The 25,083-nt window shown below is 41.7% G+C and carries 25 protein-coding genes and 1 pseudogene; 3 read left to right on the top strand and 23 right to left on the bottom strand.

Going from position 1 to position 25,083, the window contains the following annotated elements; translation table 11 throughout:
• Window positions 1–7: 7 nt before the first annotated feature.
• A complete protein-coding gene (locus tag ACFORE_RS08350) occupies window positions 8–1,348 on the top strand; it encodes an Nramp family divalent metal transporter (RefSeq protein ID WP_154454464.1) in 1,341 nt (446 codons plus the stop codon).
• A gap of 58 nt (window positions 1,349–1,406) precedes the next feature.
• On the opposite strand, the pseudogene trpA reads toward ACFORE_RS08350, so the two are convergent.
• The 15 genes and pseudogenes from trpA to rsmD all read right to left on the bottom strand — a co-directional run bounded on the left by trpA (window position 1,407) and on the right by rsmD (window position 14,538).
• Window positions 1,407–2,188, bottom strand: a pseudogene (gene trpA / locus ACFORE_RS08355) (tryptophan synthase subunit alpha).
• 3 nt (window positions 2,189–2,191) lie between these two features.
• Entirely contained in the window at window positions 2,192–3,394 is a 1,203-nt protein-coding gene (trpB, locus tag ACFORE_RS08360) for a tryptophan synthase subunit beta (RefSeq protein ID WP_380435089.1), read from the bottom strand.
• Window positions 3,391–3,972, bottom strand: coding sequence for a phosphoribosylanthranilate isomerase (locus ACFORE_RS08365; protein WP_204984622.1), 582 nt, complete (start codon window positions 3,970–3,972; stop codon window positions 3,391–3,393). The genes trpB and ACFORE_RS08365 overlap by 4 nt, the downstream gene beginning before the upstream one ends.
• Window positions 3,959–4,726 (bottom strand): indole-3-glycerol phosphate synthase TrpC, encoded by a 768-nt coding sequence (gene trpC, locus ACFORE_RS08370; RefSeq protein WP_380435090.1) that lies wholly within the window; start codon window positions 4,724–4,726, stop codon window positions 3,959–3,961. Before trpC ends, ACFORE_RS08365 begins: the two co-directional genes overlap by 14 nt.
• Entirely contained in the window at window positions 4,723–5,727 is a 1,005-nt protein-coding gene (trpD, locus tag ACFORE_RS08375) for an anthranilate phosphoribosyltransferase (protein WP_154454468.1), read from the bottom strand. Before trpD ends, trpC begins: the two co-directional genes overlap by 4 nt.
• Entirely contained in the window at window positions 5,699–6,310 is a 612-nt protein-coding gene (locus ACFORE_RS08380) for an aminodeoxychorismate/anthranilate synthase component II (RefSeq protein ID WP_154454469.1), read from the bottom strand. Before ACFORE_RS08380 ends, trpD begins: the two co-directional genes overlap by 29 nt.
• Window positions 6,307–7,662 (bottom strand): anthranilate synthase component I, encoded by a 1,356-nt coding sequence (gene trpE / locus ACFORE_RS08385; protein WP_264879495.1) that lies wholly within the window; start codon window positions 7,660–7,662, stop codon window positions 6,307–6,309. The genes ACFORE_RS08380 and trpE overlap by 4 nt, the downstream gene beginning before the upstream one ends.
• Window positions 7,663–8,355: 693 nt before the next feature.
• Window positions 8,356–9,513, bottom strand: coding sequence for a permease (locus ACFORE_RS08390; protein ID WP_264879496.1), 1,158 nt, complete (start codon window positions 9,511–9,513; stop codon window positions 8,356–8,358).
• An 86-nt stretch (window positions 9,514–9,599) separates the two neighbouring features.
• On the bottom strand, window positions 9,600–10,112 hold the full coding sequence (locus ACFORE_RS08395) for a VanZ family protein (RefSeq protein WP_154454472.1): 513 nt from the start codon (window positions 10,110–10,112) through the stop codon (window positions 9,600–9,602).
• On the bottom strand, window positions 10,105–11,217 hold the full coding sequence (gene rlmN / locus ACFORE_RS08400) for a dual-specificity RNA methyltransferase RlmN (RefSeq protein WP_380435091.1): 1,113 nt from the start codon (window positions 11,215–11,217) through the stop codon (window positions 10,105–10,107). Before rlmN ends, ACFORE_RS08395 begins: the two co-directional genes overlap by 8 nt.
• Window positions 11,218–11,238: 21 nt before the next feature.
• On the bottom strand, window positions 11,239–11,814 hold the full coding sequence (locus ACFORE_RS08405; RefSeq protein ID WP_154454474.1) for a YutD family protein: 576 nt from the start codon (window positions 11,812–11,814) through the stop codon (window positions 11,239–11,241).
• Between the two features lie 217 nt (window positions 11,815–12,031).
• Window positions 12,032–12,271, bottom strand: a complete 240-nt coding sequence (locus tag ACFORE_RS08410; RefSeq protein WP_154454475.1) for a DUF3923 family protein — start codon at window positions 12,269–12,271, stop codon at window positions 12,032–12,034.
• A 141-nt stretch (window positions 12,272–12,412) separates the two neighbouring features.
• Complete coding sequence (locus ACFORE_RS08415) at window positions 12,413–13,501, bottom strand: SepM family pheromone-processing serine protease (protein ID WP_154454476.1); 1,089 nt, start codon at window positions 13,499–13,501, stop codon at window positions 12,413–12,415.
• Window positions 13,479–13,976, bottom strand: a complete 498-nt coding sequence (coaD, locus tag ACFORE_RS08420; RefSeq protein ID WP_154454477.1) for a pantetheine-phosphate adenylyltransferase — start codon at window positions 13,974–13,976, stop codon at window positions 13,479–13,481. Before coaD ends, ACFORE_RS08415 begins: the two co-directional genes overlap by 23 nt.
• Before the next feature lie 22 nt (window positions 13,977–13,998).
• Entirely contained in the window at window positions 13,999–14,538 is a 540-nt protein-coding gene (gene rsmD, locus ACFORE_RS08425) for a 16S rRNA (guanine(966)-N(2))-methyltransferase RsmD (protein ID WP_154454478.1), read from the bottom strand.
• A gap of 126 nt (window positions 14,539–14,664) precedes the next feature.
• On the opposite strand from rsmD, the gene ACFORE_RS08430 reads away from it, so the two are divergent.
• Window positions 14,665–15,528 (top strand): hypothetical protein, encoded by an 864-nt coding sequence (locus tag ACFORE_RS08430; RefSeq protein WP_380435092.1) that lies wholly within the window; start codon window positions 14,665–14,667, stop codon window positions 15,526–15,528.
• A gap of 59 nt (window positions 15,529–15,587) precedes the next feature.
• On the opposite strand, the gene asnA is transcribed toward ACFORE_RS08430, so the two are convergent.
• A complete protein-coding gene (gene asnA, locus ACFORE_RS08435; RefSeq protein WP_154454480.1) occupies window positions 15,588–16,580 on the bottom strand; it encodes an aspartate--ammonia ligase in 993 nt (330 codons plus the stop codon).
• A 405-nt stretch (window positions 16,581–16,985) separates the two neighbouring features.
• Complete coding sequence (locus ACFORE_RS08440; protein WP_380435093.1) at window positions 16,986–17,249, bottom strand: hypothetical protein; 264 nt, start codon at window positions 17,247–17,249, stop codon at window positions 16,986–16,988.
• A 587-nt stretch (window positions 17,250–17,836) separates the two neighbouring features.
• Here ACFORE_RS08440 and ACFORE_RS08445 point away from each other — a divergent pair.
• Entirely contained in the window at window positions 17,837–18,118 is a 282-nt protein-coding gene (locus ACFORE_RS08445) for a hypothetical protein (RefSeq protein ID WP_240892613.1), read from the top strand.
• Between the two features lie 43 nt (window positions 18,119–18,161).
• On the opposite strand, the gene ACFORE_RS08450 is transcribed toward ACFORE_RS08445, so the two are convergent.
• The 6 genes from ACFORE_RS08450 to ACFORE_RS08475 form a co-directional block, all read right to left on the bottom strand.
• Complete coding sequence (locus ACFORE_RS08450) at window positions 18,162–19,937, bottom strand: oleate hydratase (protein WP_380435094.1); 1,776 nt, start codon at window positions 19,935–19,937, stop codon at window positions 18,162–18,164.
• Window positions 19,938–20,030: 93 nt separating this feature from the next.
• Window positions 20,031–20,615, bottom strand: a complete 585-nt coding sequence (locus ACFORE_RS08455; protein WP_380435095.1) for a TetR/AcrR family transcriptional regulator — start codon at window positions 20,613–20,615, stop codon at window positions 20,031–20,033.
• A gap of 342 nt (window positions 20,616–20,957) precedes the next feature.
• The gene (locus ACFORE_RS08460; protein WP_204984635.1) at window positions 20,958–21,491 is read right to left on the bottom strand and encodes a hypothetical protein; all 534 of its coding nucleotides are present in this window, start codon (window positions 21,489–21,491) and stop codon (window positions 20,958–20,960) included.
• Window positions 21,492–21,502: 11 nt separating this feature from the next.
• A complete protein-coding gene (locus ACFORE_RS08465; RefSeq protein ID WP_380435096.1) occupies window positions 21,503–21,685 on the bottom strand; it encodes a hypothetical protein in 183 nt (60 codons plus the stop codon).
• A 53-nt stretch (window positions 21,686–21,738) separates the two neighbouring features.
• Complete coding sequence (locus ACFORE_RS08470) at window positions 21,739–22,467, bottom strand: DUF6287 domain-containing protein (RefSeq protein ID WP_380435097.1); 729 nt, start codon at window positions 22,465–22,467, stop codon at window positions 21,739–21,741.
• A 59-nt stretch (window positions 22,468–22,526) separates the two neighbouring features.
• Complete coding sequence (locus ACFORE_RS08475; protein WP_380435098.1) at window positions 22,527–25,079, bottom strand: SEC10/PgrA surface exclusion domain-containing protein; 2,553 nt, start codon at window positions 25,077–25,079, stop codon at window positions 22,527–22,529.
• Window positions 25,080–25,083: the final 4 nt, after the last annotated feature.

The following is a 25,083-nucleotide window of genomic DNA, read 5'->3' on the forward strand; positions in this document are numbered from 1 at the left end:
TTGGGGTTTGGAAACATCTACAACTTACTCAAAATCACTTGGTGAGGTCAATCAAAGTATCGCTGTTCCTCAAAACGCTCCCTTTTGGCGCACGTTGAAAGTTTTTATCGGTCCTGGTGCTTTAGTGGCTGTTGGATACATGGACCCTGGTAACTGGATTACAAGCGTTGTTGGTGGAGCAACTTATAAATACGTTCTTTTGTCTGTTGTCTTAATATCATCTCTCATTGCGATGCAGCTACAACAGATGGCTGGAAAACTAGGCATTGTGACAAGGCAGGACTTGGCGCAAGCAACCGCCGCTCATTTGCCAAAAGGGCTTCGTTACGTGCTCTTTGTCATCATTGAGTTGGCTTTGATGGCAACGGATTTGGCAGAAGTTATCGGTTCTGGGATTGCCTTGCATTTGCTGTTTGGTTGGCCCTTGCTCTTTTGTATTTTACTGACAGTCTTGGATGTCTTTTTACTGCTATCCTTGATGAAACTTGGGTTTCGTAAAATTGAAGCAATCGTGTCAACCTTAATAGCAACGATTTTACTTATCTTTGTCTATTTGGTTTACCTCTCACACCCTAGTGTGTCAGGCATTTTTCAAGGTTATATCCCACGCGCATCCATTTTAAATCCTAAGCAAGTCGGTGGGCATAGCCAGCTAACCTTAGCCTTGGGGATTATCGGGGCAACGGTGATGCCACATAATCTCTACTTGCACTCTTCCATTTCGCAAACTCGGAAAGTGGATTATGACAATCACAATTCTGTTAAACAAGCTGTTCGCTTCATGACTTGGGATTCCAACATTCAGTTGAGTTTGGCTTTTGTGGTCAATTCTCTGCTCTTGGTTTTGGGGGCTGCCTTGTTCTACGGTCACGCCAGTGACATTGGTGCCTTTTCTCAAATGTATGATGCACTTCAAAATTCTGCCATTGCTGGTAGCGTGGCTAGTTCAGCTCTATCAATCTTATTTGCGGTCGCTCTTTTGGCCAGCGGGCAAAATTCAACCATTACAGGTACTTTAACAGGGCAAATCGTTATGGAAGGCTTTTTGAAACTCCGTTTGCCACAATGGCTTATTCGTTTGGTTACCCGACTCTTAGCCTTGACACCCGCCATTATCGTAGCCTTGATGTATGGTAGTCAAGAAGAGGTTTTGGACCAATTGATTGTTTATTCTCAAGTCTTTCTTTCATTAGCTCTGCCATTTTCAATCTTCCCATTGCTTTACTTCACATCTAATAAGAAAATCATGGGTCAGTTTGTCAATGCCAAGTGGAACACCATTTTAGGCTATGTGGTTGCTGTCGTTCTAACCGTTTTAAACCTCAAATTGATTTTTGATTTGTTTTAATAACAATTCACCTCACTAGTATTTACGCATGATTAAAAGCCTCCGTTTGGAGGCTTTTTTAGTTTGCATAGGTAGCACCATACTGGATGAAGTTTGCTAATGCTTCCAAATGACCTTGGTGCAAATCATTGACGATTTTGGTTCCAACAATGACACCGTCTGATACTTTGTTAAAGCGCTCAATGTCCGCTGGAGTTGAGACACCAAAACCTGTTAAAACAGGAATGTCAGCAATGGCTTTAAGATTGGTCAAATGTTTATCCAAATCCTCACGGTAATGACCTGTTTTACCTGTGACGCCATTAACAGCCACAGCATAAATGAAACCTTCAGCATCTTTACATAACGTTTTTTGACGTTCAATACCTGTTGTCAGGCTAACCAGCGGCACAAGAGCAATATCTGTGTCGGTAAGATATGGTTTTATCATATTTTCATGTTCGTGTGGTAAATCAGGAATAATCAACCCTTTAACAGACGTATTTTTCAAGTCAGCAATAAATTTCTCAATGCCGTATTGATAGACAGGATTGATGTAAGTCATGATGACCAAAGGAACTGTCGTTTGTTTTTCTTGTAATTTTTGAACAATCGCTGTTAAACTCACATCGTTAGCCAAGCTTCTTTGTCCTGCGAGTTCAATAACAGGTCCATCAGCAACGGGGTCAGACCAAGGAATTCCCACTTCAATGCAGAAGCTCTGCTATTTTCCAAAAAAGCAATGGTGTCGTATAAACCGTCTAGGCCTTTTTCGTGGTCACCTGCCATGATATAGGGCACAAAAATCCCTTTTCCACTTGCCTTAATTTTCTCCAAATGTTGCGTGAGTGTTTTGGTCATGGGCTACTTCCTTTCTGTTTCCAAACGTTCTTTGACTTGCATGACATCCTTGTCGCCACGACCAGATAGGCAGACGATGATCGATTTATCTGGCCCCAATTGCTTGGCGACTTTCTTGGTCAAGGCAATAGCGTGGCTGGATTCGAGGGCTGGGATAATACCTTCCAAGCGAGATAGGTGCATAAAGGCTTCTAAGGCTTCTTCATCTGTAATGGCATCATAACTAGCACGGCCAATGTCTTTAAAGTGGCAATGCTCAGGGCCGACACCTGGATAATCCAGCCCAGCTGAAATGGAGAAGGCTTCCATGATTTGCCCGTGACGGTCCTGAAGCACCGTCATTAAAGCCCCGTGCAAAATACCAGGACGACCTTTGGCAAAGGTTGCAGCGTGTTTTTCCGTATCCAATCCATGACCAGCAGCCTCAGCCCCATAAAGGGCAACAGATTCGTCCTCGACGAAAGGGTAAAACAAACCAATGGCATTGGAACCACCGCCTACACAAGCCAGAACAGCATCAGGCAATTGCCCACCTGATAATTCCGCGTATTGCCGCTTGGCTTCTTTACCAATGACCGATTGGAAATCTCGCACCATTTCAGGAAAAGGGGCTGGTCCAAGAGCTGAACCCATAACGTAATGCGTATCCTCGACGTTTTCCACCCATGCACGCAAGGCAGCATTGACCGCATCTTTCAAAACACGTGAGCCATCGGTCACCGAAAAGACCTTGACCCCCAGCAACTCCATGCGAAAGACATTGAGAACTTGGCGTTTCACGTCTTCTTCTCCCATGTAAATGGTACACTCCATGTCAAATAGGGCAGCGGCTGTGGCTGTGGCAACTCCGTGTTGGCCTGCTCCTGTTTCGGCAATGATTTTCTTTTTCCCCATGCGTTTAGCAAGCAAAACTTGTCCGAGGGCATTGTTGATTTTATGGGCACCTGTGTGGTTGAGATCCTCGCGTTTCAGGTAAATTTTCGCCCCACCAAAATGCTTGGTCAAACGCTCCGCATAATAAAGCGGCGTTTCACGTCCCACATAATCTTTCAAAAGTTGATCCAATTCTTCTTTAAAACTAGGATCTACTTTTGCTTGGCGGTAAGCTTTATCCAGCTCTAGCACCGCAGTCATCAGCGTTTCAGGGACAAATTGCCCACCAAATTTTTCATAAAATCCCTTACGATCAGGTTGGTTATATGTCATTGTTTCACACTTTCTATAAATCTCGCTATTTTCTCTAAATCTTTTTGACCATCCGTTTCAACACCAGAAGAAACGTCAACACCATCAGGGTGAAAGAAAGTTATCGCTTCTCGGACATTGTCCCCCGTCAATCCACCTGCTAAAAAATAGGGTTTTGAAATGGTCTTATCTTTTAACAAGTCCCAATCGAAAGTCTTGCCCGAGCCAGCTAAAGGAGCGTCAAATAAAAGGTAGTCCGCTTGGGTGTCGATATCTTCCAGTATTTGATGAACAGGGATGGCACGAATGCTAGGAACGTCAAGGTGATTAAAGAGGCTATCATCACATTCTCCGTGAATTTGCACCATGTCAAGAGGTACTGTTCTAATCGCTTCTTTTAGTTCCCGCAAGGTCGGGCTTACAAAAACACCTACTTTTTGGACGGTTTTAGGAACAAACTGTGCCAAATAGCTGGCTTGTTTTAAGCCGACCTGTCGCTTGCTTTTAGCAAAGACAAATCCGATATAATCCGCTCGGCATTTGACGGCCTGCTTGACCGCCTCCTTGCTTGAAAGCCCGCAAATTTTAACCTTTGTCAATCTGCAACTCCTTCACTTTTTCAGCTACATTTTCCGCCTGCATCAAGGCTCTTCCCACTAAAATCCCATTAAAGAAGGGGGCAACTAGAGCTGCGTCAGTTTTGGTCAAAATGGCTGATTCTGAGATATATACAGGTTTCTCTTGAAAATGCTCGGATAAAGCCAAGCTGGTGTGTACATCTGTCTCAAAAGTCTGCAAGTTGCGATTGTTGATGCCGATGATTTTGACGCCTATCCGATGGGCAATTTCCAGCTCTGCCAAATGATGCGTTTCAACCAAGACTTCTAAGCCCAACTGGGTCGCAAAATCATAAAAGGCCTTCAAACGTTGTTCTGGCAAAGCCGCCGCAATCAGCAAAATCACCGTTGCGCCAACATTACGACTGCGAATAATCTGTTTTTCATCGATGATAAAATCCTTAGCCAGCGTCGGAATGCGCACCTGACTGGAAACCTGACGCAAATCCTCAATACTGCCTTTAAAAAAATGTGGGTCGGTCAGCACGGAAATCATGGCTGCCCCGTTTTCTTGATAGCATTTTGCTTGCTGGTCAATAGCCACGTCAAGATTGATATCGCCAAAGCTGGGACTGGCTTTTTTCACTTCTGCAATCACTTGTAACTGCTTAGGGTGACTTTTGAGGTAATCGTAAAGCTTGTAGGTATCACGCATGGGTTGCAATTCTTCGGTTGCCATCGTTTCAACTTCCTTGGCTTTTTCGGCTAAAATGCGCGAAAGAAATGTCTGTGTCATACTTGTACCTCTCTGAGTTGCTGCAATTTGGCTAAGGCAGAACCATCTGCCAACAATTGACGAGCCAAGGCAATGCCTTCTTCCAGACTAGCCACCTTGCCATTGGCGTAAAAACCAAGTCCCGCATTGAGCGCTGTTGTTTCCAGATAGGGACTAGGTTCATTGTTAAGAACGCTGAGCAAAATAGCGGCGTTTTCCTTGGCATCTCCGCCGACAATGTCATCCAAAGTGACTTTTGGCATGCCAAGATCTTGATAAGTAAATTGGTGTTGGCTGATATGGCCATTGTCGAGGAGGGTGTAGGTGTTGGTACCGTAAAGAGCGGCTTCGTCCATGTGATTGGGGCCTGTGATGATAATGGCACGCTTACGCCCCAATTGCTGCATCACTTGAGCAGCTGTTCCCTGCAAATCCTCACTGTACAAGCCCATCAATTGCGTTTCAAGGTCCAAGGGATTGGCCAAAGGGCCTACCAAATTCATAATAGTCGGAATGCCAAGTGTCTTGCGGGCTGGAGCAATAAAACGCATGGCTGGGTGCATGGTTTGGGCAAAGATAAAGGCAAGTCCCACTTCTTGCAAGGCTTGGGCTAAGGTTTCAGGAGCAGCCGCAATGTTAATACCTAAAGCCTCCAGCACGTAGGCAGAGCCAGATTGTGACGACACCGAACGATTACCAGCCTTGGCCATCCGAATGCCACCCGCCGCTAAAATAAAGCAAGCTGTTGTCGAGATATTGAAACTATAAGATTGGTCGCCGCCTGTCCCACAATTACACATGGCATCTTCAAAGGTCTGTGGCAGAGAAACCGCATGGCGTTTTAGCGCTCGCACAATGCCTGTAATCTCAGCAGATGTTTCTCCCTTGACCCTAAGCCCCATAAGAAAAGCAGCCAACTCGCTTTCAGACACCTCTTGATTTAAAATCGCGTCAAACAAAGCTTCTACTTGTTCTTGTGTCAAATCTTCTCCATTAGCCATTTGATGAAATACTTCTTTCATTTTCTCTTCTCCCTTTATCTTCCCTAACCAATTGCACAAATTGCTCTATCATCTGCAAGCCATCTGGCGTTCCTATGCTTTCTGGGTGAAATTGCAGCCCGTAAATCGGTAATTCCTGATGTTGAATGGCCATGATTTCTTGGTCATCAGTTGTTTTGGCCACCACCTCAAATCCCTTAGGCAAATCCGTCACCACGATGGAGTGGTAGCGCATAATCAGCAAAGTACTTCCCATTCCTTCAAAAAGCGGTGAATCTGCTATCACTGCCATCTCACTTTGTTTGCCGTGCATGACCTTATGAGCAAGTCCAAGCTGACCGCCAAAGGTTTCAGCGATGGCTTGATGCCCAAGGCAAATCCCCAAAATAGGCTTTTCTTTCGCAAAGGTCTCAATCAAAGCCTCCATTTTTCCAGAGTCGGCTGGCCAACCTGGACCTGGGGATAGGACCAAAGCGTCTGCTGCTTGGGCTGCCACTTCTAAGCCTACGTCGTCATTTCGCAAGACCTGAACCTCAGCAAAGGTTCCTAGGTATTGGGCTAAATTGTAGGTAAATAAATCATAATTATCAACTAATAAAATCAACGGCTTTCCCCTATTCGTGTCATGGCTTTGGCTTTATTGAGCGTTTCAGCAAATTCCTTTTCTGCTACGCTATCGTAAACAATTCCTGCTCCTGCTTGCACATAAGCTCGCTGATTTTTGAGAATCATGGTGCGAATGGCAATGGCAAAATCCATATCACCCGAGGCAGACAAATAACCAATAGCACCTGCGTAAACACCGCGTTTTTCCTGTTCCAATTCGTAAATGCGTTTCATGGCTCGAATTTTTGGCGCACCTGATACCGTACCAGCAGGCAAGGTCGCCTTCAAGGCTTCAATGCTCTGCACCCCAGGCAGCAATTTTCCCTTAACCACACTAGTCAAATGCATGACGTAGCGAAAATATTCCACCGCCATATAGGTCGTAACCTTGACCGTTCCATTTTGAGAAATCTTGCCAATGTCATTTCGGCCCAAGTCCACCAACATACGATGTTCAGCCGTTTCTTTGACGTCGGTTTGTAAATCCTTGGCTAACGCAGCATCTTGAGCATCATTTTGCCCCCGCGGACGCGTCCCAGCAATGGGATTGGTGGTTACCACATCTTTTTTCACCGATACCAGACTCTCTGGACTAGCTCCAATAATCTGATAATCCCCAAAATCAAATAAATAAAGGTAATTAGACGGATTAGCCACGCGCAACTGACGATAATAATCCAAAGGCTCACCAGCAAAGGGACTTGAAAAGCGCTGACTCAGCACACATTGAAACATATCCCCCTCACGAATGTAGCGCTTAGCCTTTTCCACCATCTTTTCAAAAGCCGCCTTTTCCATATGCGGTTTAAAATCCAAAGAGGAAGACCTTAGGGGCGCACATTCCTTGTCAACTTGCGTTTGTAACTCCTTAGTTACCTTGTCAAGCGCTTGACGCATAGCTTTTTGATCACGCTGGCTATAACCATTATCCTCAACCACGTGGACTTTTTCGGTTTTATGGTCAAAAATCACATAAAATTCGTAAACAAAGAAACGCAGATCTGGCATGCCAATGGTATCCTTGGGAATATCCCCGATCGCCTCATAAAGCCCGATCATGTCATAACCCACAAAACCAATTGCCCCACCAGCAAAAGGCAAATCACTCTCACTATTTTTAACCGTTAGATGATTGAGGTAATCCAAAGGATCTGCCGCAATCTCCTTTCCATTTTGAGTCAACTTGCCCTCGTCAAAACTGATGTCAAAAACGGGATTGTAAGCCACGATGGAAAAACGAGCATTTTCTTTTTCTCTGGGAATAGACTCCAAGATAACCTTATGTTTTCCTTGAATACGTAAGTAAGCCAAAATAGGCGTCAAAGTATCAGCTGTTAAAATCGTTCTCATACATAGTCCTTTCTATTCTTGAAATATTTGGGTTATCAGCTGATTCGCCAGCCTTTATCGCGTCTTTTCATCAGTCACCTCCAAGGTAAAGAAAAAGCCCCACACAGCAAAAAATAGCTGTGTGAGGGCGTCTATTTAGCGCGGTGCCACCTCATCTTGACGGAAAAAAGTTATCAAACTGCCGTCATCTCTATCTCCTCTAACAAGGAGTTGCACGATAAGGGGTACCTACCTGAAACTTGCCGCCCATAACCTGCCTAGATCATCAGCGTTCATTTCACTATTATAGGATTGAAAATCTTATCACCATATAAAACAAAAACCCTCACACAGAAAAAAACTATCTGTGTGAGGGCGTCTATTTTAGCGCGGTGCCACCTCATTTTGACGGAAAAAAGCTATTAAACTGCCGTTATCTCTATCTCCTCCAACAAGGAGTTGCACGATAAGGGGTGCCTACCTGAAAAACATGTGTTATTTTCAACCATTACCATCAGCCCAATTTTCACAAAAAAACATTACCCATTCGCAGTTACCATGGGCTCCCTGAAAATCATTTTCTGTTACTTTCTAATTGCCTTATATTATACGAGCTTCAAATAGGCTTGTCAATAGATTTTTTTAAATTTTCTAAAAATATTGTTTTCATTAAAAAAACCTCTTAACCAAACGAGGTTAAGAGATGAGTTTTTTTTATTCAATGGTTAGGTGCACGATTTTCTTATCCGTCACGATGAGTTGCTCTAAGTGGTTGAACAGCCTTATCAGCCAAGTAAAGGCCAGCAAGAAAGCGCTGATTTCAAAGGCAGTCAAAGACAAGTAGTGCACACCTTGGAAGGCAATCTGCAAGACAACTAGCATGCCACCAATGGCGTAAGACATAATCAAAAAGTCCTTGGTGACATTGGGCAGTAGCCAGCGAACACTGATGATTAAAGCGATGATAATCAAAACCAAATAGCCTGCCACACGCGTATGAAGAACATGAGAATTGGCATTATTTGGGAAATAACCAACCGCTCCCAAATCAAGCCCCAGCAAGGTCAACATCACGCGCATCAGCGTCAATTTCCAGTTTTTAGCGTATTTTTCACCCAAGGCGACAAAGAGGTAATCCACCAAGGCCACTAAAATCAAGGCAGACAGCATCAAAGTCAAGTTGAATTGCCAACTGTCCCTTGCCTCTTGCGTGCCTAGGAAACTCAGGTTAAAGTGCCACCATTCCCTAGAACTATTGGAAGCCATGGAATGAAAGACACCGCCAATCATGATAATGGTAAATACAGTGGTCAACCAAGTCGCCCTAATCTGCTCTGCTATTTGTCCCCAAAAAACGCTGACGGCATAAAGGGCAGCGCCCAAAATCAAGCTAGCCGTGAATTTGTCAAAGGATGCTCCTGTGAAAATCTGCTCCAAAAGCCAGTCCAAAGCCAGCAAGGCCAGCAGCAAAATCTCCGTAAAAGATGCCACGATGATGGGCAACATCCGCCAGAATACACGCGCCTTTAGTCCTCCTAAAAATAGCTGACGGTTTCGAATCAAATTGATGGTGAAAACCGTCATCCCTAAAACCCCCGAAAAAGCAATCAGGAAGGTAATAATCGAATAATCCCCCACTAATAAAATTTGGTTTCTATTTTGAAGAGCACTAAGGGCATAAAAAAGCGAACATAGAACCAGTGTTGCCACGATGACGACCCAGCTGGATAGCGTCTGACGCTTGGGTTCTTCGCCCGTTTGGATGAGCAGGCGATTGACATCTAACTCCGCTTCTACCACCTGCCCCTTCTCCAAATGGAGCTGCTGAGCAATCTCTTGGTTTAAAACAATCCGAACATTTTCATTTGCCATACCTACCATTATAATATGCCTACGGAAACTTGTAAAACCTAGGAGAACGTTTACATCATAAAAACCAATCTGCCAAGGCAAATTGGTTAATGACTTGGGTTAAGAAGGCGCACCAGCCAGCGATAAACCAGAAAGGCCAGCACACCACCCAAGGTATTTGTCCATAAGTCATCAATCTCAAAAACACGGTTGGCATTGTACAAGACATCCACCAACAATTGCGTGCTTTCAATGCCTAGGCTAATCAAGAAGGCTAAAAGCGCTGCTTGGCTCAGACTTCGCCACCTTGGAAAAAGGGCAATCAAGCCCAACATCAAAGGAAAGAGTAAAAAGACATTCATGACATTTTGGAGAATGACCCAAAAGATTTCCTTGAAACCTTCTAACTGCCCAAAGGACAAAAAGGTATTAAAAGGTACAAGCAATAAACGCAAACGACCGTAAGCAATCAAGTTTGGGGTTTCGACACCATCAATGATAATGGGTTGTGGAGAAAAGCACATCCAAGCTACCATGAGGGCGTAGATAATTACCAAGATGCGCGTTAGACGACGCATGGAAGGCACGAGTTCCCCTCGGCTATCCAACCAATTAGGCATCTGCTTGCTCTTTCACCGCTGCTTTTTGACGGTCTTTTTTCATGGTATTTGAACGCAATTGACCACAAGCCGCATCAATATCAGTTCCGTGTTCTTGACGCACCACGCAATTAACGCCGTTTTTCTTGAGCACATCGTAGAAGGCTGCCACACGCTCCTTACTTGAGCGGCTATATTGGTCGTGCTCTGATACGGGGTTGTAAGGAATCAAGTTGATGTAAGATAATTTGCGGATTTTCTTGGTTAAATCAGCCAATTCTTGAGCATTTTCTGGCGAATCATTGACACCGTTTAGCATGATGTATTCAAAGGTTACACGGCGGTTAGTGGTTTCAATGTAGTATTCAATCGCTGAAAAGAGTTTTTCCAGTGGGAATGAACGGTTGATGCGCATGATTTGAGAACGCAATTCATTGTTTGGCGCGTGAAGAGAAACCGCAAGGTTGACTTGCAAGCTTTCTTGGGCAAATTCACGGATTTTATGAGCCAAACCTGAAGTTGATACGGTAATATGGCGGGCACCAATAGCCAACCCATTGTCATCGTTAATGGTGCGTAAAAAGCGCAGTACATTGTCATAGTTATCAAATGGTTCACCAATTCCCATGACCACCACGTGGCTGACGCGTTCACCTTGATGACGTTCGTCAAAGTATTTTTGCACCATCATGATTTGTGATGTGATTTCACCGCTGGTCAAGTCACGTTGTTTTTTAATCAAACCGCTGGCACAAAACGAACAACCGATGTTACAACCCACTTGGGTCGTCACGCAGACTGACAAACCATAGTGTTGACGCATCAATACGGTTTCAATCAGCATGCCATCTGGCAATTCAAATAAGTATTTCACCGTTCCGTCAGAAGCTTCTTGAACAATGCGTTGTTTCAAAGGATTGACGCAGAAATTCTCATTTAAAACCGCGATAAAGTCTTTAGAGATGTTGGTCATTTCTTCAAAAGATTGGACGCGTTTGCGGTACAACCAATCCCAAATTTGTGTCGCACGGAATTTCTTTTCCCCGTGTTCAATCGCCCATTCAATCAATTCATCGCGTGTCAAGCTATAAATAGAAGGCTTAACTTCTTTTGTTTCTGTTTGCATGTTGTAAATACAAAATCCTTTCTATCGTTTCTTTTTGGAAATCACAAAATGGTGTGATGTCGAAGTAACTTCTTTTTTGGTCTGACGTTCAGTCAGTGGTTTTTGTTTTTTATCAGAGTGGTGTTTTTTGGTAAAAGATTTGTGATGAGAGCGTTCACGCCCTTTGTCATTCATTTCTTTTGATGCGGACGCTGAGCGCTTGCTATGTCGGCTGCTTTTACCTTTTCGGCGCTCATCTGCCTTTTCCTTTCTCAGTGCCTTGTTTTCGAGCACAAAGTAAGCACACCCAAAATTACAATATTCTTTTAAATAGTCTTCTAAATGCGAAATGCAACGTGATTTTTTGACATCTCTGTCATCTTTATAAAATCCCTTAAGACGTAACTGGTCGTTGCCCCAGTCACCAACAATGTAATCGTATTTGAGCAAAATATCTGAAAAACGTTGGCTAAAAACAGTCACATCAAGGGCATCTTTTGTATTTTCCAAAATGAACAACTCAATCGTTTCACTTTTAATACGGTCAGGAAAGGCCACAAACTGTGGACCAGGAAACTTGTTGTAGTTGTACATTTCAGGAGAGATCTCTTTTCTCATCGGTCTCCTCTCAATCCATAGTTAAACGCATGCTGCCAGCAAAAAACTTGCTCATTAAAAAAGCTTGGTGGCAGTCGTAACCTTTTTATTATACACTATTTTTTGACTTTTGAAAATCGCCAACCGCTAGTCGCTAGAAAGCTTCCAATAGACTAAAAAAGAAGCTTGTCAGGTTCTTTTGACGCACTTCTTTTTTCTTTTGGTTGACAAACGAGGCTTAACTCCCACTTCTTGCTGATTTGCGACGTTTAAACAGCACATACCCTAAAATCTGACCCAGACACACAATCGCGTAGCAAAGTGCCCAAACAAAGAAGGTTTCCCATTTCATTGCCGTGGTCTGATAAATCCCTTCGTGGTCAATCGAGCGAACAAATATCAGTAAACTGACATCTAAAAAAACAAACAAAATAGCCAAGTTAAACCAGATGATAAAGCGCTTCTGCCAGTTTTTCATAAGTTACTCCTACAAACAATCTATTATTTACGCTTAGTGACATTGTAGCGGAGAAAGCTTAAGAAAAAATTAAAAAATTCATTAAAAAGCCCCTAGGACCTTCTTTCTGCTAGGAGAAGAAGAACTAGGAGCTTTGTTTGTTTATTTATCCGTGTCACGAAGATAGTCAATGGCTTCTTGAACCGTTGTGACAGGGACGATTTTCATATCTGTATCGATGCTTTTGGCAGCCTCAACCGCTTCTTCATAGTTGGTCTTAGCATCGGGGTCTTGCTTCAAGGTTTCCTCATCTACCGGGTTATTTGGCACGAAGAAAATATCCGCACCTGATTTTGCCGCAGAGATAACCTTAAGAGCCGCTCCACCGATGTCGCCCACAGAACCATCACTTTCAATGGTTCCTGTTCCAGCAATCTTGCGCCCTTTACGAAGGTTTTCTTGGGTCAATTGGTCGTAAATATCAAGGGTGAACATCAAACCAGCACTTGGACCGCCGACACCACTGGTGTGAAAGTCAACAGGAATGTCTGACGATACTTTGGTATGGTCCACCAAACCAATACCAATTCCATTTTTACCATTTGACAATTCAATGATTTTACCCGTTGCTTCTTTGGCCTTGCCGTCTGAAGTGTATTGAACCGTTACTTCAGAACCCAAATCCAAATCAGCCACATAAGCCATCAGCTCTGCCGAACTGTTAAAGGTCTGACCGTTAATGCCAGTTACAGTATCGGCGATGTTTAAAATGCCCTTGAAGGTTGAATTATCGCTGACGTTTAGGACATAAACCCCTTCATAATCAAGAGTAACAGGTTGGCCAGCCAAAGTCAGTGCTTCATAAGTAGCTGTATTTTGTGAGGTCTGCATATAATAATCATTGATACGCAGGTAATCCTCATTACTGTAACCACCTGTGGTTTCCTTAGCTGTGGAAATCTCGGTATGCGGGGTCAACCAAGCATAAACCAGCTGGGCCAAGGTCGCCTGACTGACCGATACCGCTACAAAATTGTAAGACCCTTCTTCGTCATCCTCTTTATTATTAACCGTCAGAACACTGCGCACATCATAGGCACCACCAGGCATTTCGATATAGTAATTCAGCGGGTAAAAGAGGCTAAACAGGAGAAAAAGAACTCCCACAACACCTACAATCCACCACTTAAAACGCTTCAAAAAATGACCGACTTTGCCGAGTGTCTTCTTAAAGCCATTGTTTTTTGTCATTAATTTCCTCCACTTTTGTCATCACACTTTTTGGCACAAAATCAGCAATATCTGCTTGAAAAGCAATCAATTCACGAATGCGGCTCGACGAAATGTGTTGCCACTGAGGCGCTGTCAGCAAAAAGACACTCTCAATCTCTGCTGCCAAATGGTGATTGTAAAAGGCCAAATCTGCCTCGTATTCCAAATCTTTAGCATTTCGAATACCACGCACCAAGTAGCCAACACCCAAACGCTTGGCAATAGCTACCGCCAAGGAATCGTGCGCCATAATCACCGTCACATTGGGAAAAGCCGCCAAAGCTTCTTCCAGCATTTGCTTGCGTTCTTCCACGCTAAAAAAGCCTTTTTTATCACGATTGTAAAAAATGCCCACATACAGCTTATCAAACAAGCGACTTGCACGCGCAATGATATCCAAATGCCCATTTGTCACAGGGTCAAAAGAACCCATCATTAAACCAATTTTAGCCATATGCTTTCCTTTCCAATAGCTCTTATCTCACGTAAACCGTGACCTTGCTAATACCGTAGGTCTTTTGCTTCCAAATACCAAAATGAGAAATCTCCTCAGGCAAATCCACCGCCTTATCGGACTCACAGACAATCATGACCTCCTCAGACAAAAGCCCAGCATCCTCCAAATCCGTGATGTTTTTGATAATCTCTTCCTTGGCATAAGGCGGGTCTAAAAGCACCAAATCAAACGGACCTTTGAGCACACCAATTGCTTTATTGGCATCCATTTTCAACAAATGAAACTGGTTTTGGGCCTTGGTCATCTTGATATTTTCCGTAATAATAGCCTGCGCTTGACGGTTGCGTTCCACCAAGACCGCCTCGTCCATACCGCGCGAAATAGCCTCAATAGCTAGACTGCCACTTCCCGAAAACAAATCCAAGACCCGTCCTCCATCAAAGTAAGGACCAATCATATTAAAAATAGCTCCCTTGACCTTGTCCGTCGTTGGGCGCGTGATTTTTCCATCTAGCGTCTTTAAAGGACGCCCTCCAAATGTTCCTGCTACAACTCTCATGACACCTATTATAGCAAAAAACAGGGCGATTGCCTTAAAAAACGATAAACTCTAAACGCTATTGACACAATTTTTTAGGATTGATATAATCTGATGAGAAGAATATTATTTTTGGAGGAATGATACATGAAAAAGACGGTCAAACTTGCCGTGCTCTTCATGGCAGCTGCCCTTATGGGAATGACTACAGATCAAGGATTTTTGCCATCATCGAGCGACAATACAGCAATTGTCTTGGCAGATAGTCACACATCAACAACAAAAGCCAGCACTAAAACAAAAATAAAGAAATCAACTAAAAACAAGAAACTTAACCGAGCTAAAAAAACAGTTAAACAACTAGAAGATGACCAAACCAGAAGCAATTTAGCATACGCTAAAGCAACCGTTGATAATCTTCCTGATTCAACTCAGAAAGAAGCCTTAAACCAACGCATTGATCTTGTCGAACAAAACATCGTCAATGAAGAAGCTAAGACAGCCGTTAAAAACTTAGAAGATAACCACAATCGCGATAACTTGCAAGCTGCAAGAAATCAAGTGAATTTGGTATCTGACGAGGAAACAAAAGCTGACCTTAACAACCGCACGAATTTGGTAGAACAGGCCATTCTCATCACAGAAGCCGATGATGCGGTCAAATACTTAGAAGACAATCAAAGTCGCGACAATATTGCAAATGCCACTGATAAAACCAACTTGGTTAACGACAAGGGCACAAAAGCAAGCCTACAAAATCGTATCACCCTTGTTGAAAATGCCATTTCTACAAAAGAATTAACCGAACAACAAGCGCAGGCCCAAGCTCAAGCACAAGCTCAGGCTCCTGCTGCCCAACAAGATGATACCACACAAGTTTATATCACTCGAACTGGAAAACATTACCACTTCAGCCCTGGTTGTCCTGGTTTAAATAATGCTAAAAGCACCACACAAGTTACTCTATCTGACGCAGAAGCTCGAGGCTTAACGAAATGCCAACGTGAATAACATAAAAAGTTGTTAGAAGATTTTCTAACAACTTTTTTGTTTGCATCTTATTCTTCCTGTTAGAGAATGTTTTCGTAGGTATTACGCACTTCTTTTGGCCATACACTTGATTGGACTTCTCCAATGTGTTTTTTACGGAGCAAGAACATTGCTAGGCGTGATTGTCCGATACCACCACCGATAGTGAGTGGGAATAGACCGTTTAAGAGGGCGCGGTGCCACTCTAATTCTAAGCGGTCTTCGTCACCAGTAATTTTGACTTGGCGTTTTAGGGCTTCTTCGTCCACACGAATACCCATTGATGACAATTCCAAGGCAGAGTTCATGGTTTCATTCCAAACAATGATATCCCCATTCAAACCGTGGTAACCATTTTCTGATTCAGAAGTCCAGTCATCGTAGTCTGGGGCACGACCGTCATGAGGTTTTCCGTCTGGTAAAACACCCCCGATACCAATAAGGAAAATCGCACCGTATTCTTTAGCGGCAGCATTTTCACGCTCTTTTGGTGTTAAATCAGGGTAACGCTCCACCAATTCTTCTGTGTGGATAAACGTAATGGTTTTTGGCAAAACCGCTTCAATATCAAAGCGTGCTTCAACGGCTAATTCTGTCAATCGAATGGCTTTATAGACTTGCTCCACCGTTTCTTTCAAATAATCAATGTCACGGCGTCCATTTGGGATGACTTTTTCCCAGTCCCATTGGTCCACATAAATCGAATGAATAGGGTCCAGTTCGTCTTCGTCTGGTCTTAGAGCTTTCATATGAACAAAAAGCCCTTCCCCTTCATTGAAGCCAAAGCGTGCTAAGGTATGGCGTTTCCACTTCGCTAATGAATGAACCACTTCGTACTCAGCATCAGTGATTTCTTTCACATGGACAGATACGGGATTTTCAATACCATTCAAATTATCTTGCATTCCATCCCCGACCTGGCTAAGAATAGGTCCTTGCACTTCAACAATGCCAAGTTTATCGATCAAGTACTGAGTGAATGTATTCTTGACAAAAGAAATCTCCTGCTGTTGATGAATAAAGCTTTTCTTCATATGCTCCTCCTTAAAATCTTTTTCCCTAATAAACAAGCTCTCAAGCGCCATTCATTAGAATTGTCATACAACAATGGAGTTATTATACACCTATTTGTCTAAAAAAGAAATACTTTTTTGAAAATTTCTAATTTTTTTTAGTTTTAATGTTATATTATCTAACATATTTGGTTATATTCTCCCTAAAAAAGCAAAAAAAGCCGCTAGGACAAGCTTGTCCCACCAGCTTAATGGTTTGGAGATTCTTTTAGAAAATGGGCTTTTTACCGTCAAGCAAGCGGCTTGGTTTTGGTGGTAATTGGCATAGATGTAGCAACCACGAAGAGCAAAGAGCAAGGTAATTCAACCAACGATGTAGAATCAAGGATTCCTGCTCATTGAGTAATATTGCGGACTAATGAGAGCTCACATATTCCAAAGATTGAAAGACAAGACAGCTACCAAGACAAATACGATGTTAAGTTGCCAGCTAGCTCCAATACGTGTGCCACGTTTTTCCCAGAACAAACCTGGTACCACACAGATAATGACTTGTGTGAAAATCCAGAATTTAAATATTGATTCATCGTGCAATTCCACGCGCAAGAGATTGACACTGACAAAGAAAATCAAAACTTGCAAACAAGCATCAAAATAATAGCCTTTTGCAAAGTAGTGCCCTTGCCCCAAATCTCTTCTCTTTCATAGGTCACCGCACGCCACAAGCAATACAGCTCAAAAGCCACCCAAACGACTTCACCAAAGGTTCCAAGCAAGAAGAACCAAAAATGGTCATATCGCAAGTAGGCAGAAAGAAAGACCCAAATCCCCATAAAATCAGCAGCACAATAAAAAGTATGCATCCATAGCGGATAAGGTCCACTTTTTTCACAATCAACGATTAAAAACGAGTACACGCAAACTAAAAATCCCAAAATAAGATAATGATAATCATTGTCAAGGTTAGTGCAAAACGAGTTTCTCCAAGGGTCACGTCACAAAATCTTGCAAGGTCACATCAACCTTAGGATAATGGTCAAATATGAAAAAACGTGATGTCTCCTTTATTTTTCTTCATCATTGAAGATTTTCTATGTAATCATTATAATGAACACAGATACCTATAATAGAATCAAAAGATGTGGATGACATCACCGTCACCGAACTTGCCAAGTTAGCCAATATCGACCGCAGAGGCTAGCTCGCAATTAGACGACATCCTCAACGCACAGGAAGAATTTGATTTTTTGCTCTTTTTTAGCGAGCTAAATCAAATCATGAAAAGCCACCTGAGTTTTTACCAAATCATCGCTCAGAAAAATGCCTATGCTTACTTGATTAAAGATTTTTCACGAATTTTGGAAAAAGGATTGAGCAAACACTACCTGAAAAACCATTCTAGCTTTGAAAACCGTCTTAAAATCAGGTATATGGTAAATGGTATTATGGGAGTCTATATTAACTGGCTGGCACGTCCTGAAAATATCTCTGAAAACGAATTGATTGTCATTCTCAGTGAAATGCTAGAACACAACCTCAGCATACTAATAGACAAATAACCTTGGTGACTAGCACCAAGGTTATTTGTCTTGTCAAGGCAGTTTAGATGACATGGTAACGTTTCAAAATTTTTTCGATGTCTGTGCCTTCGGTCTTTCTTAGGGCTTGTTTCAAGATGAATTTTTCAACGAAATTCAAGTCCAAATCTGTGATTGGTTTGCCATCACGCAAGGCAACGGTAGCACGCAACAAGTCACGCACATCGTAGGTACTACCCCATACTTCTGGCACCCCACGGTCAATGTCTAACAAAGTATAAACAGCTTCCATACCTGTACGGATAGAATATTCCGTGGTGAAAATGGTATCGCGTTCGGTTTCGGCAAATTGACCTAGGAAGGCAAAGTTGACAGCACCATCAGGCACAACGTTTGGACGGTCGCCTTTTTCACGTGGCATAAAGAAGGCAGTGATGTAAGGCATCATGCAAGGAACGGTTTTGGCACTGTTTGTCGCAAGGTCTTCAATCTCATCGACGGGAACACCCATGTGATAAAGCCATTCTTCACAGATTTCTTTACCTGTACAATCACGCATTGTTTTTTTAACAAAGTCACCTTCCTTGTCAGAGAAAAGAGCATACACCCAAACCACCAATTCGTTTTCCGGTTGTGAACGGAATTGTGGTTGACGGTTGACTGTCCAACTCAATAACCAATTAGAATCACGCGCCGTTACAATACCACCTGTCACAACTTTTCCTGAAAATGGGTCACGTTTACAAATCTTTTGAATATAAGCTGGAATCTTATCATCCAAGGTCGTCACAGTCGCACTCATCCAGTTGGATTGTTCGGGGTCATAACAGAATTTATCAGGGTGACCAAAGGAGTCATCTTGAGCAGCAATCTTACGCCACATATCCCAACCGCTACCTTCACGAATGGTCTTGTTGAAGCTTGCTGGGCTGTCTTGGCTACCATAACTTGAATTTTCCACACAACCACCATTTGTGATAAAGACTAAATCATCTTCTGTCAAATCAATGCAGTCTTCTTTACCGTCATGAATAATGTCAATGCATTTTGCAACTTTTTTGTCTTTTTGGCAATCAAATTCGACATTGACCACCTTCGTGTCGTAATGGAAGACCACGCCAAAGGAATTGAGGTAGCTGACCATTGGTAAAATCATGGATTCGTATTGGTTATAACGAGTGAAACGCAAGGCTGTAAAATCAGGCAAACCACTAATATGGTGAATGAAACGTTTGATATACAATTTCATTTCAAGGGCAGAATGCCAATTTTCAAAGGCAAACATGGTGCGCCAGTACAACCAAAAGTTAGAATCAAAGACTTCATCGTCAAAGACTTCGTTGATGCGTTTGTTGTACAAATCTTCATCAGGGGTGAAGAATAATTTCATGATTTCCATGGCTGCCTTATCAGATAAACCAAATTTCTTGTCAGTATGAGCATCTCGCCCTTGTTTTTCTGTCGCACGGCAGAGAGAATAGTTGGGGTCGGCTTTATTGAGCCAATAATATTCATCCAAGACACTCACGCCATCGGTTTCAATAGATGGAATAGAGCGGAACAAATCCCACATACACTCAAAATGATTATCCATTTCACGACCACCACGCATGACATAGCCAATATCAGCGTATTGATAGCCATCACAAGCCCCACCAGGAATGGGGGCTTTTTCTAAAACATGAATGTTTTTCCCTGGCATTTGCCCATCTCGCACGAGGAAACAAGCCGCAGACAAGGCTGCCAAACCAGAGCCAATCAAATAAGCAGACTTATGCTCAACGCCTTCTGGTTTCAAAGGGCGAGCAAATGCTTCGTAATTTCCGCTTGAATAATACATATTGATGACCTCCACTATTTTTAATCGCTTTCATTTTAGACCTTTACCCATACAAAGTCAATAAACAAATGCTTGGAAGTGATAAAAACTTTATCATTTTAGGGGTTTTGATAAGTTTTTGGACGCAAAGCCCCTCAAGGTCCCAATCAGTGGATCATGTATCAAGCTGGTCAATTGTACTACCAATTCTTGATAATCTGCCTTCATGTCTGGCTTGACCCAGTCCAATAACGTACCAATCAAGGCATATTTGTAAAAATTCGTGACAAAAAGCCCTTCCTTGTCCGTCAGGCTAATGCCAGCAGTCGCCACGCTTTTTTCAATGAGTTGGCTCATCAAATGATGGATCACCAGATGCAAATAACGCTCAATCTGCTCACGGCTAACCGCGTGGTAAACACTCATGATAAAGAGCTCGTCTTTTTTAATCATCTCAAAAACGTGCTGCAAAGCCATCTCCCAACTCTCAGTGCTTGGTTCTGCTTGAAAAATAGCATTGGCATCCTCAACAAACGACCACTCCACCAAATCATAAATATCCTTGAAATGGTAGTAAAAAGTCATCCGACTAATCCCACACTCATCTGCCAAGTCTTGAATTGTAATCTTGCTCAAGGGCTTCTCAAAAAGCAGACGCTTCAGCGCCTCCTCCAAAGCCCGTTTGGTTACCTGTGTCATTTGCGCCCTCTCTTATCATTATCCCTACCATTATACCAAAAAAATAAGCCCAACCAGATGGTCAGGCTTATGTTTACTTTTTAAGACTTTTGAATCATTTAGGATTTTAGTCCACGTAAATTTATCAAGGTAGCTTTTTTATACAAAACTTATCGTAGATTTTTGATAGTATTAACTGACTGATTAATATCAGTAAGATTTGAAGCAATTGTTGTATTCGTACGAGCAATGTCAGCAGTAAGAGCAATATGAGTCATTTCTAGAGCATTAGAGTACTCTAATAACTCAATCATACGGTCTTGATTAATAAGCTGTTCTTCCTAAAAAATCCCATTTCTTGCTCTACTTTTCTTCTTTATCAGTTGTTCGAATCTCTTTCTTTACTTCATCAATAGCAGATTTGACAATATTCTTTGATACTTTTGTTACTGAGTTAGCCACTTTTAAACTTTTTTGACCTAACTCTTTGAAATCTTCAGAGTTAAATTCTATTTTTTCTTCTGTACCATCTTGCTTAGCTAAGAAAACATAAATTGCTATAAAAGCTGACGAAAGGAGTGTCAGGAAAAATCCAATCCCAAAAGAAGCTCCTAACCGAGTAAGTGACTCTTGGTTTGCCATAAAATCACCAATAGCAAAAATAAGTATCAAAACTGAAAGAATTAATAGTGCTAACTTGCGTTTTCGACCTAACGTTTCTGAACCTATCATTGATAACACTAAAATAACTAAAAACATCACTCCAAAACAATAACCATCGTTAAATATATCGTTAACAGCATCTAATGTATAAGAATTGTAAACAATCCAAGGCATAAAGATAGAAATAAAGCCAATAATAGATAAAGTTGCGACATAGATACGTTTATAGTTCATCATTATCTCCTTTAATCAACCTTGTAATAAAACGTACTTGGGTCTGTGTAATTATATTGTTGCCCAGTCCAAATACGATCTTTACTAACATCTGACACTTCATTTTCGAGGGTTTCTGTTACAAAGAATGTTCCTTGGGGTGCAAACTTAATCATATAGCTACCTGTTGGAGCAGCTGAAACACTAGTACTCAATATACCATTTTCAACAGTTGCATTATTAAATGGGTCTACAGTAAGATTGTCTCCTACAATGCCGTTTGCATTAAAAGTAAGGACACCCCCTTAGTATTTTGCCATGTTCCAGCGATTGAACTGTAATCTTTATTTTGGATAGCATTAATATCCATTTGGGCATCAGCAGCATCAAAAGCAGATTGCCAAGTGAGAGTACTGTAATCCAATGTTTCAACATCTTGTAAGCCATCATCTGCTGTCTCTCCAATTTTATAATCTAACTCTTTGATAATATCCACACCTGTATTGTCAGATTTAAGCTGATAATCCGTTATAGTCCCCTCTCCATTAAATGAAGAGATGTCCATGTAAGATACTTGACCGTTTTTATAAATAGAAAATCCTTGACGAACACCGCCTACTGATAAAACATTAGATGACACTAGCTCTGTTGGAACACCATTCTCTAAATAGTAGAGTGCATAGGCAAAGCTGCCATTTCCAACATTCATTTCATCTGTTCCGTTCCCGTCAATGTCATAAAAAGTGTGCTTTCCGACACGATACTCATTTGGATACGAAGCGATAATATCTGCGTAAAGTTCTTCATCAGATTTTTGTGGTTCTTCCGATGAAGATGATTGCGTTTCTGTGCTTGATGAAGGCTTGGTTGATGAAGATGTTTGACTAGTCTTAGCTTTTGTACTGCTTGTACTTTTAACGTTATCCGTTTTTGTCCCACAAGCTGTTAATATGGCTGCACAAGATAATAGACCAATAATACACTTAAACTTTTTCATGATATTCTTCTTTTTCATATAAAACAACTAACAAGCAACTAGGCTTGTTTGCTTCGTTTTTAACAATCTTTTCTCCCTTTTAATTTTATTGCTCCAAACATTCCCATGGCAGTAATAGCTAATCCCATGAGCGTAAATGTTGCTGTATTGTCATCACCTGTATTTGGAAGTTCAGCAGTTGCTTGATAAGTTGGAACGCCTAGGCGGTCAATCACTTTTTGTGTTTCTGCTTTTGTCACTACCTCATGATAAGCTGCTTGGCCATTAGTATCTGTTTGTGCAGATTCACTTAGTTTTGTATCTGTTGTTGGAGTTACAGGAGTTTCTGGTTTGTCTGGTGTTGTTGGTGTATTAGGCACAACAGGTTCATCTTTCTTAGAATCAACTTCTTTAATTTGTTCATCAAGTGAAGCAATTTCTGAAGTGAGTGTTGCAATGTCTTGTTCAATTGAGGCTTGTTTATCACGAGCTTCATTGAGTTCTACGCCCAGTTTACGAAGTAGATCTGGTGTATGCGCAAGTTGGCTGTTAGGATCAAGATCTTCAATTTTACCACCATTTGATAGATATCTATTCATTTGGTCATCAAACCATTCTTGAAGACTTTTGATGTTTTCTTCTTGTTGAGCCACAGCCGCTTTAGCATCTGCAAGTTCTTGTTGTTTTTGAGCAAGTTCTTGTTCTTTAGCTTCTTTGGCTTTTTCAAGTTCAGATTTTTCATCAACAATAGGTGTTGTTGGTGTATCATCACCTTTATCGTTGTTATTCAATTCGTCTTGAGCTTTTACAAGGGCATCATAACGAGCTTTTACTTCTTCGTATTTAGCTTGAGCGGCGTCACTTGTTTCTTTCAATGTCGCAAGTTTTGCAAGTTCTGTTTCAAGCTCAGCTTTTGCTGTTGCCAATTTTGCATCGGCTTCTGTTTTAGCGGCTGTTGCTTTACTCAAATTGTCTTTGCTGTTTTCAAGACGATTCAAGTAGTTGATAGCATCTTCCAATGATTGTTTAGCCGCAGTTACAGCATCAATTGCATCACTCAATGCTTGTTGTTTTTCTGTTGAAACGCTTTGAAGTTCATTCAATTTAGCGATTTCTTTAGCAAGCGCATCTTTAGCTTCTGTCCATGCAACAATTTTATCAGCCAAATCAGCTTTCGCTTGTTTCAAAGTTTCTTCTTTTTCAGCTTGACTTGCATGAATAGCATCAAGAGCTTTTTGTGCTGTTTCAACATTTGCTTTGGCTGTTGCAAGGTCAGCTTGAGCTTTAGCCAAATTAGCTTTGGCAGTAGCTGTTTGTTCGGGAACAGCAACAGCGGCGTCATATTTAGCTTGAGCATTAGACAACGCTTGTTTTGCGTCAGCTTTCTTAGTTTCAGCTTCTGTTTTAACAGCTGTTGCTTTAGCTTTTGTGTTTTCTGCTTCTTTCTTAGTTGCAGTTGCAGATGTGATAGCGTCTTGATATTTAGCGATTTGTTTAGCTTGCTCAGCTTTTGCTGTTTCTTCTGCTTGTTCGTAAGTTGTTACGTAATCAGCAGTATCATTTGCATCAGTATTTCCTGCGAGTGGAACACTAAATACAAAGTGAATTTGTGCGAAATCACCAAGACCTTTATAATTAGAGAAGAAGCTGTATGTTACACCCATTTGCGCTGTTTCTTCAAGAATAATTTCAGCGTGATGAAGTTCATCACTAGAAAATACCATGAGAGTAATAGCTTCATAAATGTCTTGTTTGATTTGAGCCATAGTCATATAACGACTGTCTGTGTTTGTTGATGCTATACATTCTGAACTATATGCAGAATTTGCGGCGGCTGCACCAGTTTTTAGAGCAGATTCATCATGACCTTTATTATCAAAAGCAAACCAGTTATCAGCTTCGTATTGTTTAGCAACTTGAGTAACAACATTGATAGAGTTTGTTGAAATAGTAACTGCTGGTTTACCAAGTTGTTTACGCAAATCATTAATTACTTGAGCCGCATATTCATTAATTTCTTTAAGTTGTTCTGATATTGGGTTTGAAATATCAACAGTTGTATTGCGGTCAGCTTCTGTTGTATTTGTTTGAACATTAAATGCGGGAATTTGATATGATTTGTTCAACTCCATTGTCGCCTTTTGGGCTTCTTCCATGGCTGTATATCCGCCAGTACCATCCAAATCATAACCTTCAGGTAATGTTGGTTTTGGAGCTGTTGGTGTTGTTGCAGTATTTTTTTCAATTTCTTTGATTTTATCTGTGTTTTCAGAAATTGTTTTATCTGCTTCTGCGATTGTTTTATCAGCGTCAGCAATAGTGGCGTCGCTATCGGCAATTGTTTTATTTGCGTCTGCGATTTCTTGTGAAATAGCACCTGTATCTGTTTGAGTTGCTTTTTCTACATCAGCTTTTGCGTCATCAATAGCCGCTTGACGATCACTATCTGCTTTTTCTGCAGCGGCTTTATCAGCTGTTGCGTTGTTAACTGCGTCGCTAGCTGCTTGTTCGTTTGCTTTAGCATCATCAAGTGCTTTTTGCGCATCAGCGTCTGATTGTTCACCATCAACAATCTTTTGTGCCGTATCAACAGCATTTTGAGCGGCATCAACATCAGCTTTAGTATCAGCCATGGTT

It is taken from the genome of Streptococcus alactolyticus (assembly GCF_042649785.1).
Classification (GTDB): domain Bacteria; phylum Bacillota; class Bacilli; order Lactobacillales; family Streptococcaceae; genus Streptococcus; species Streptococcus alactolyticus.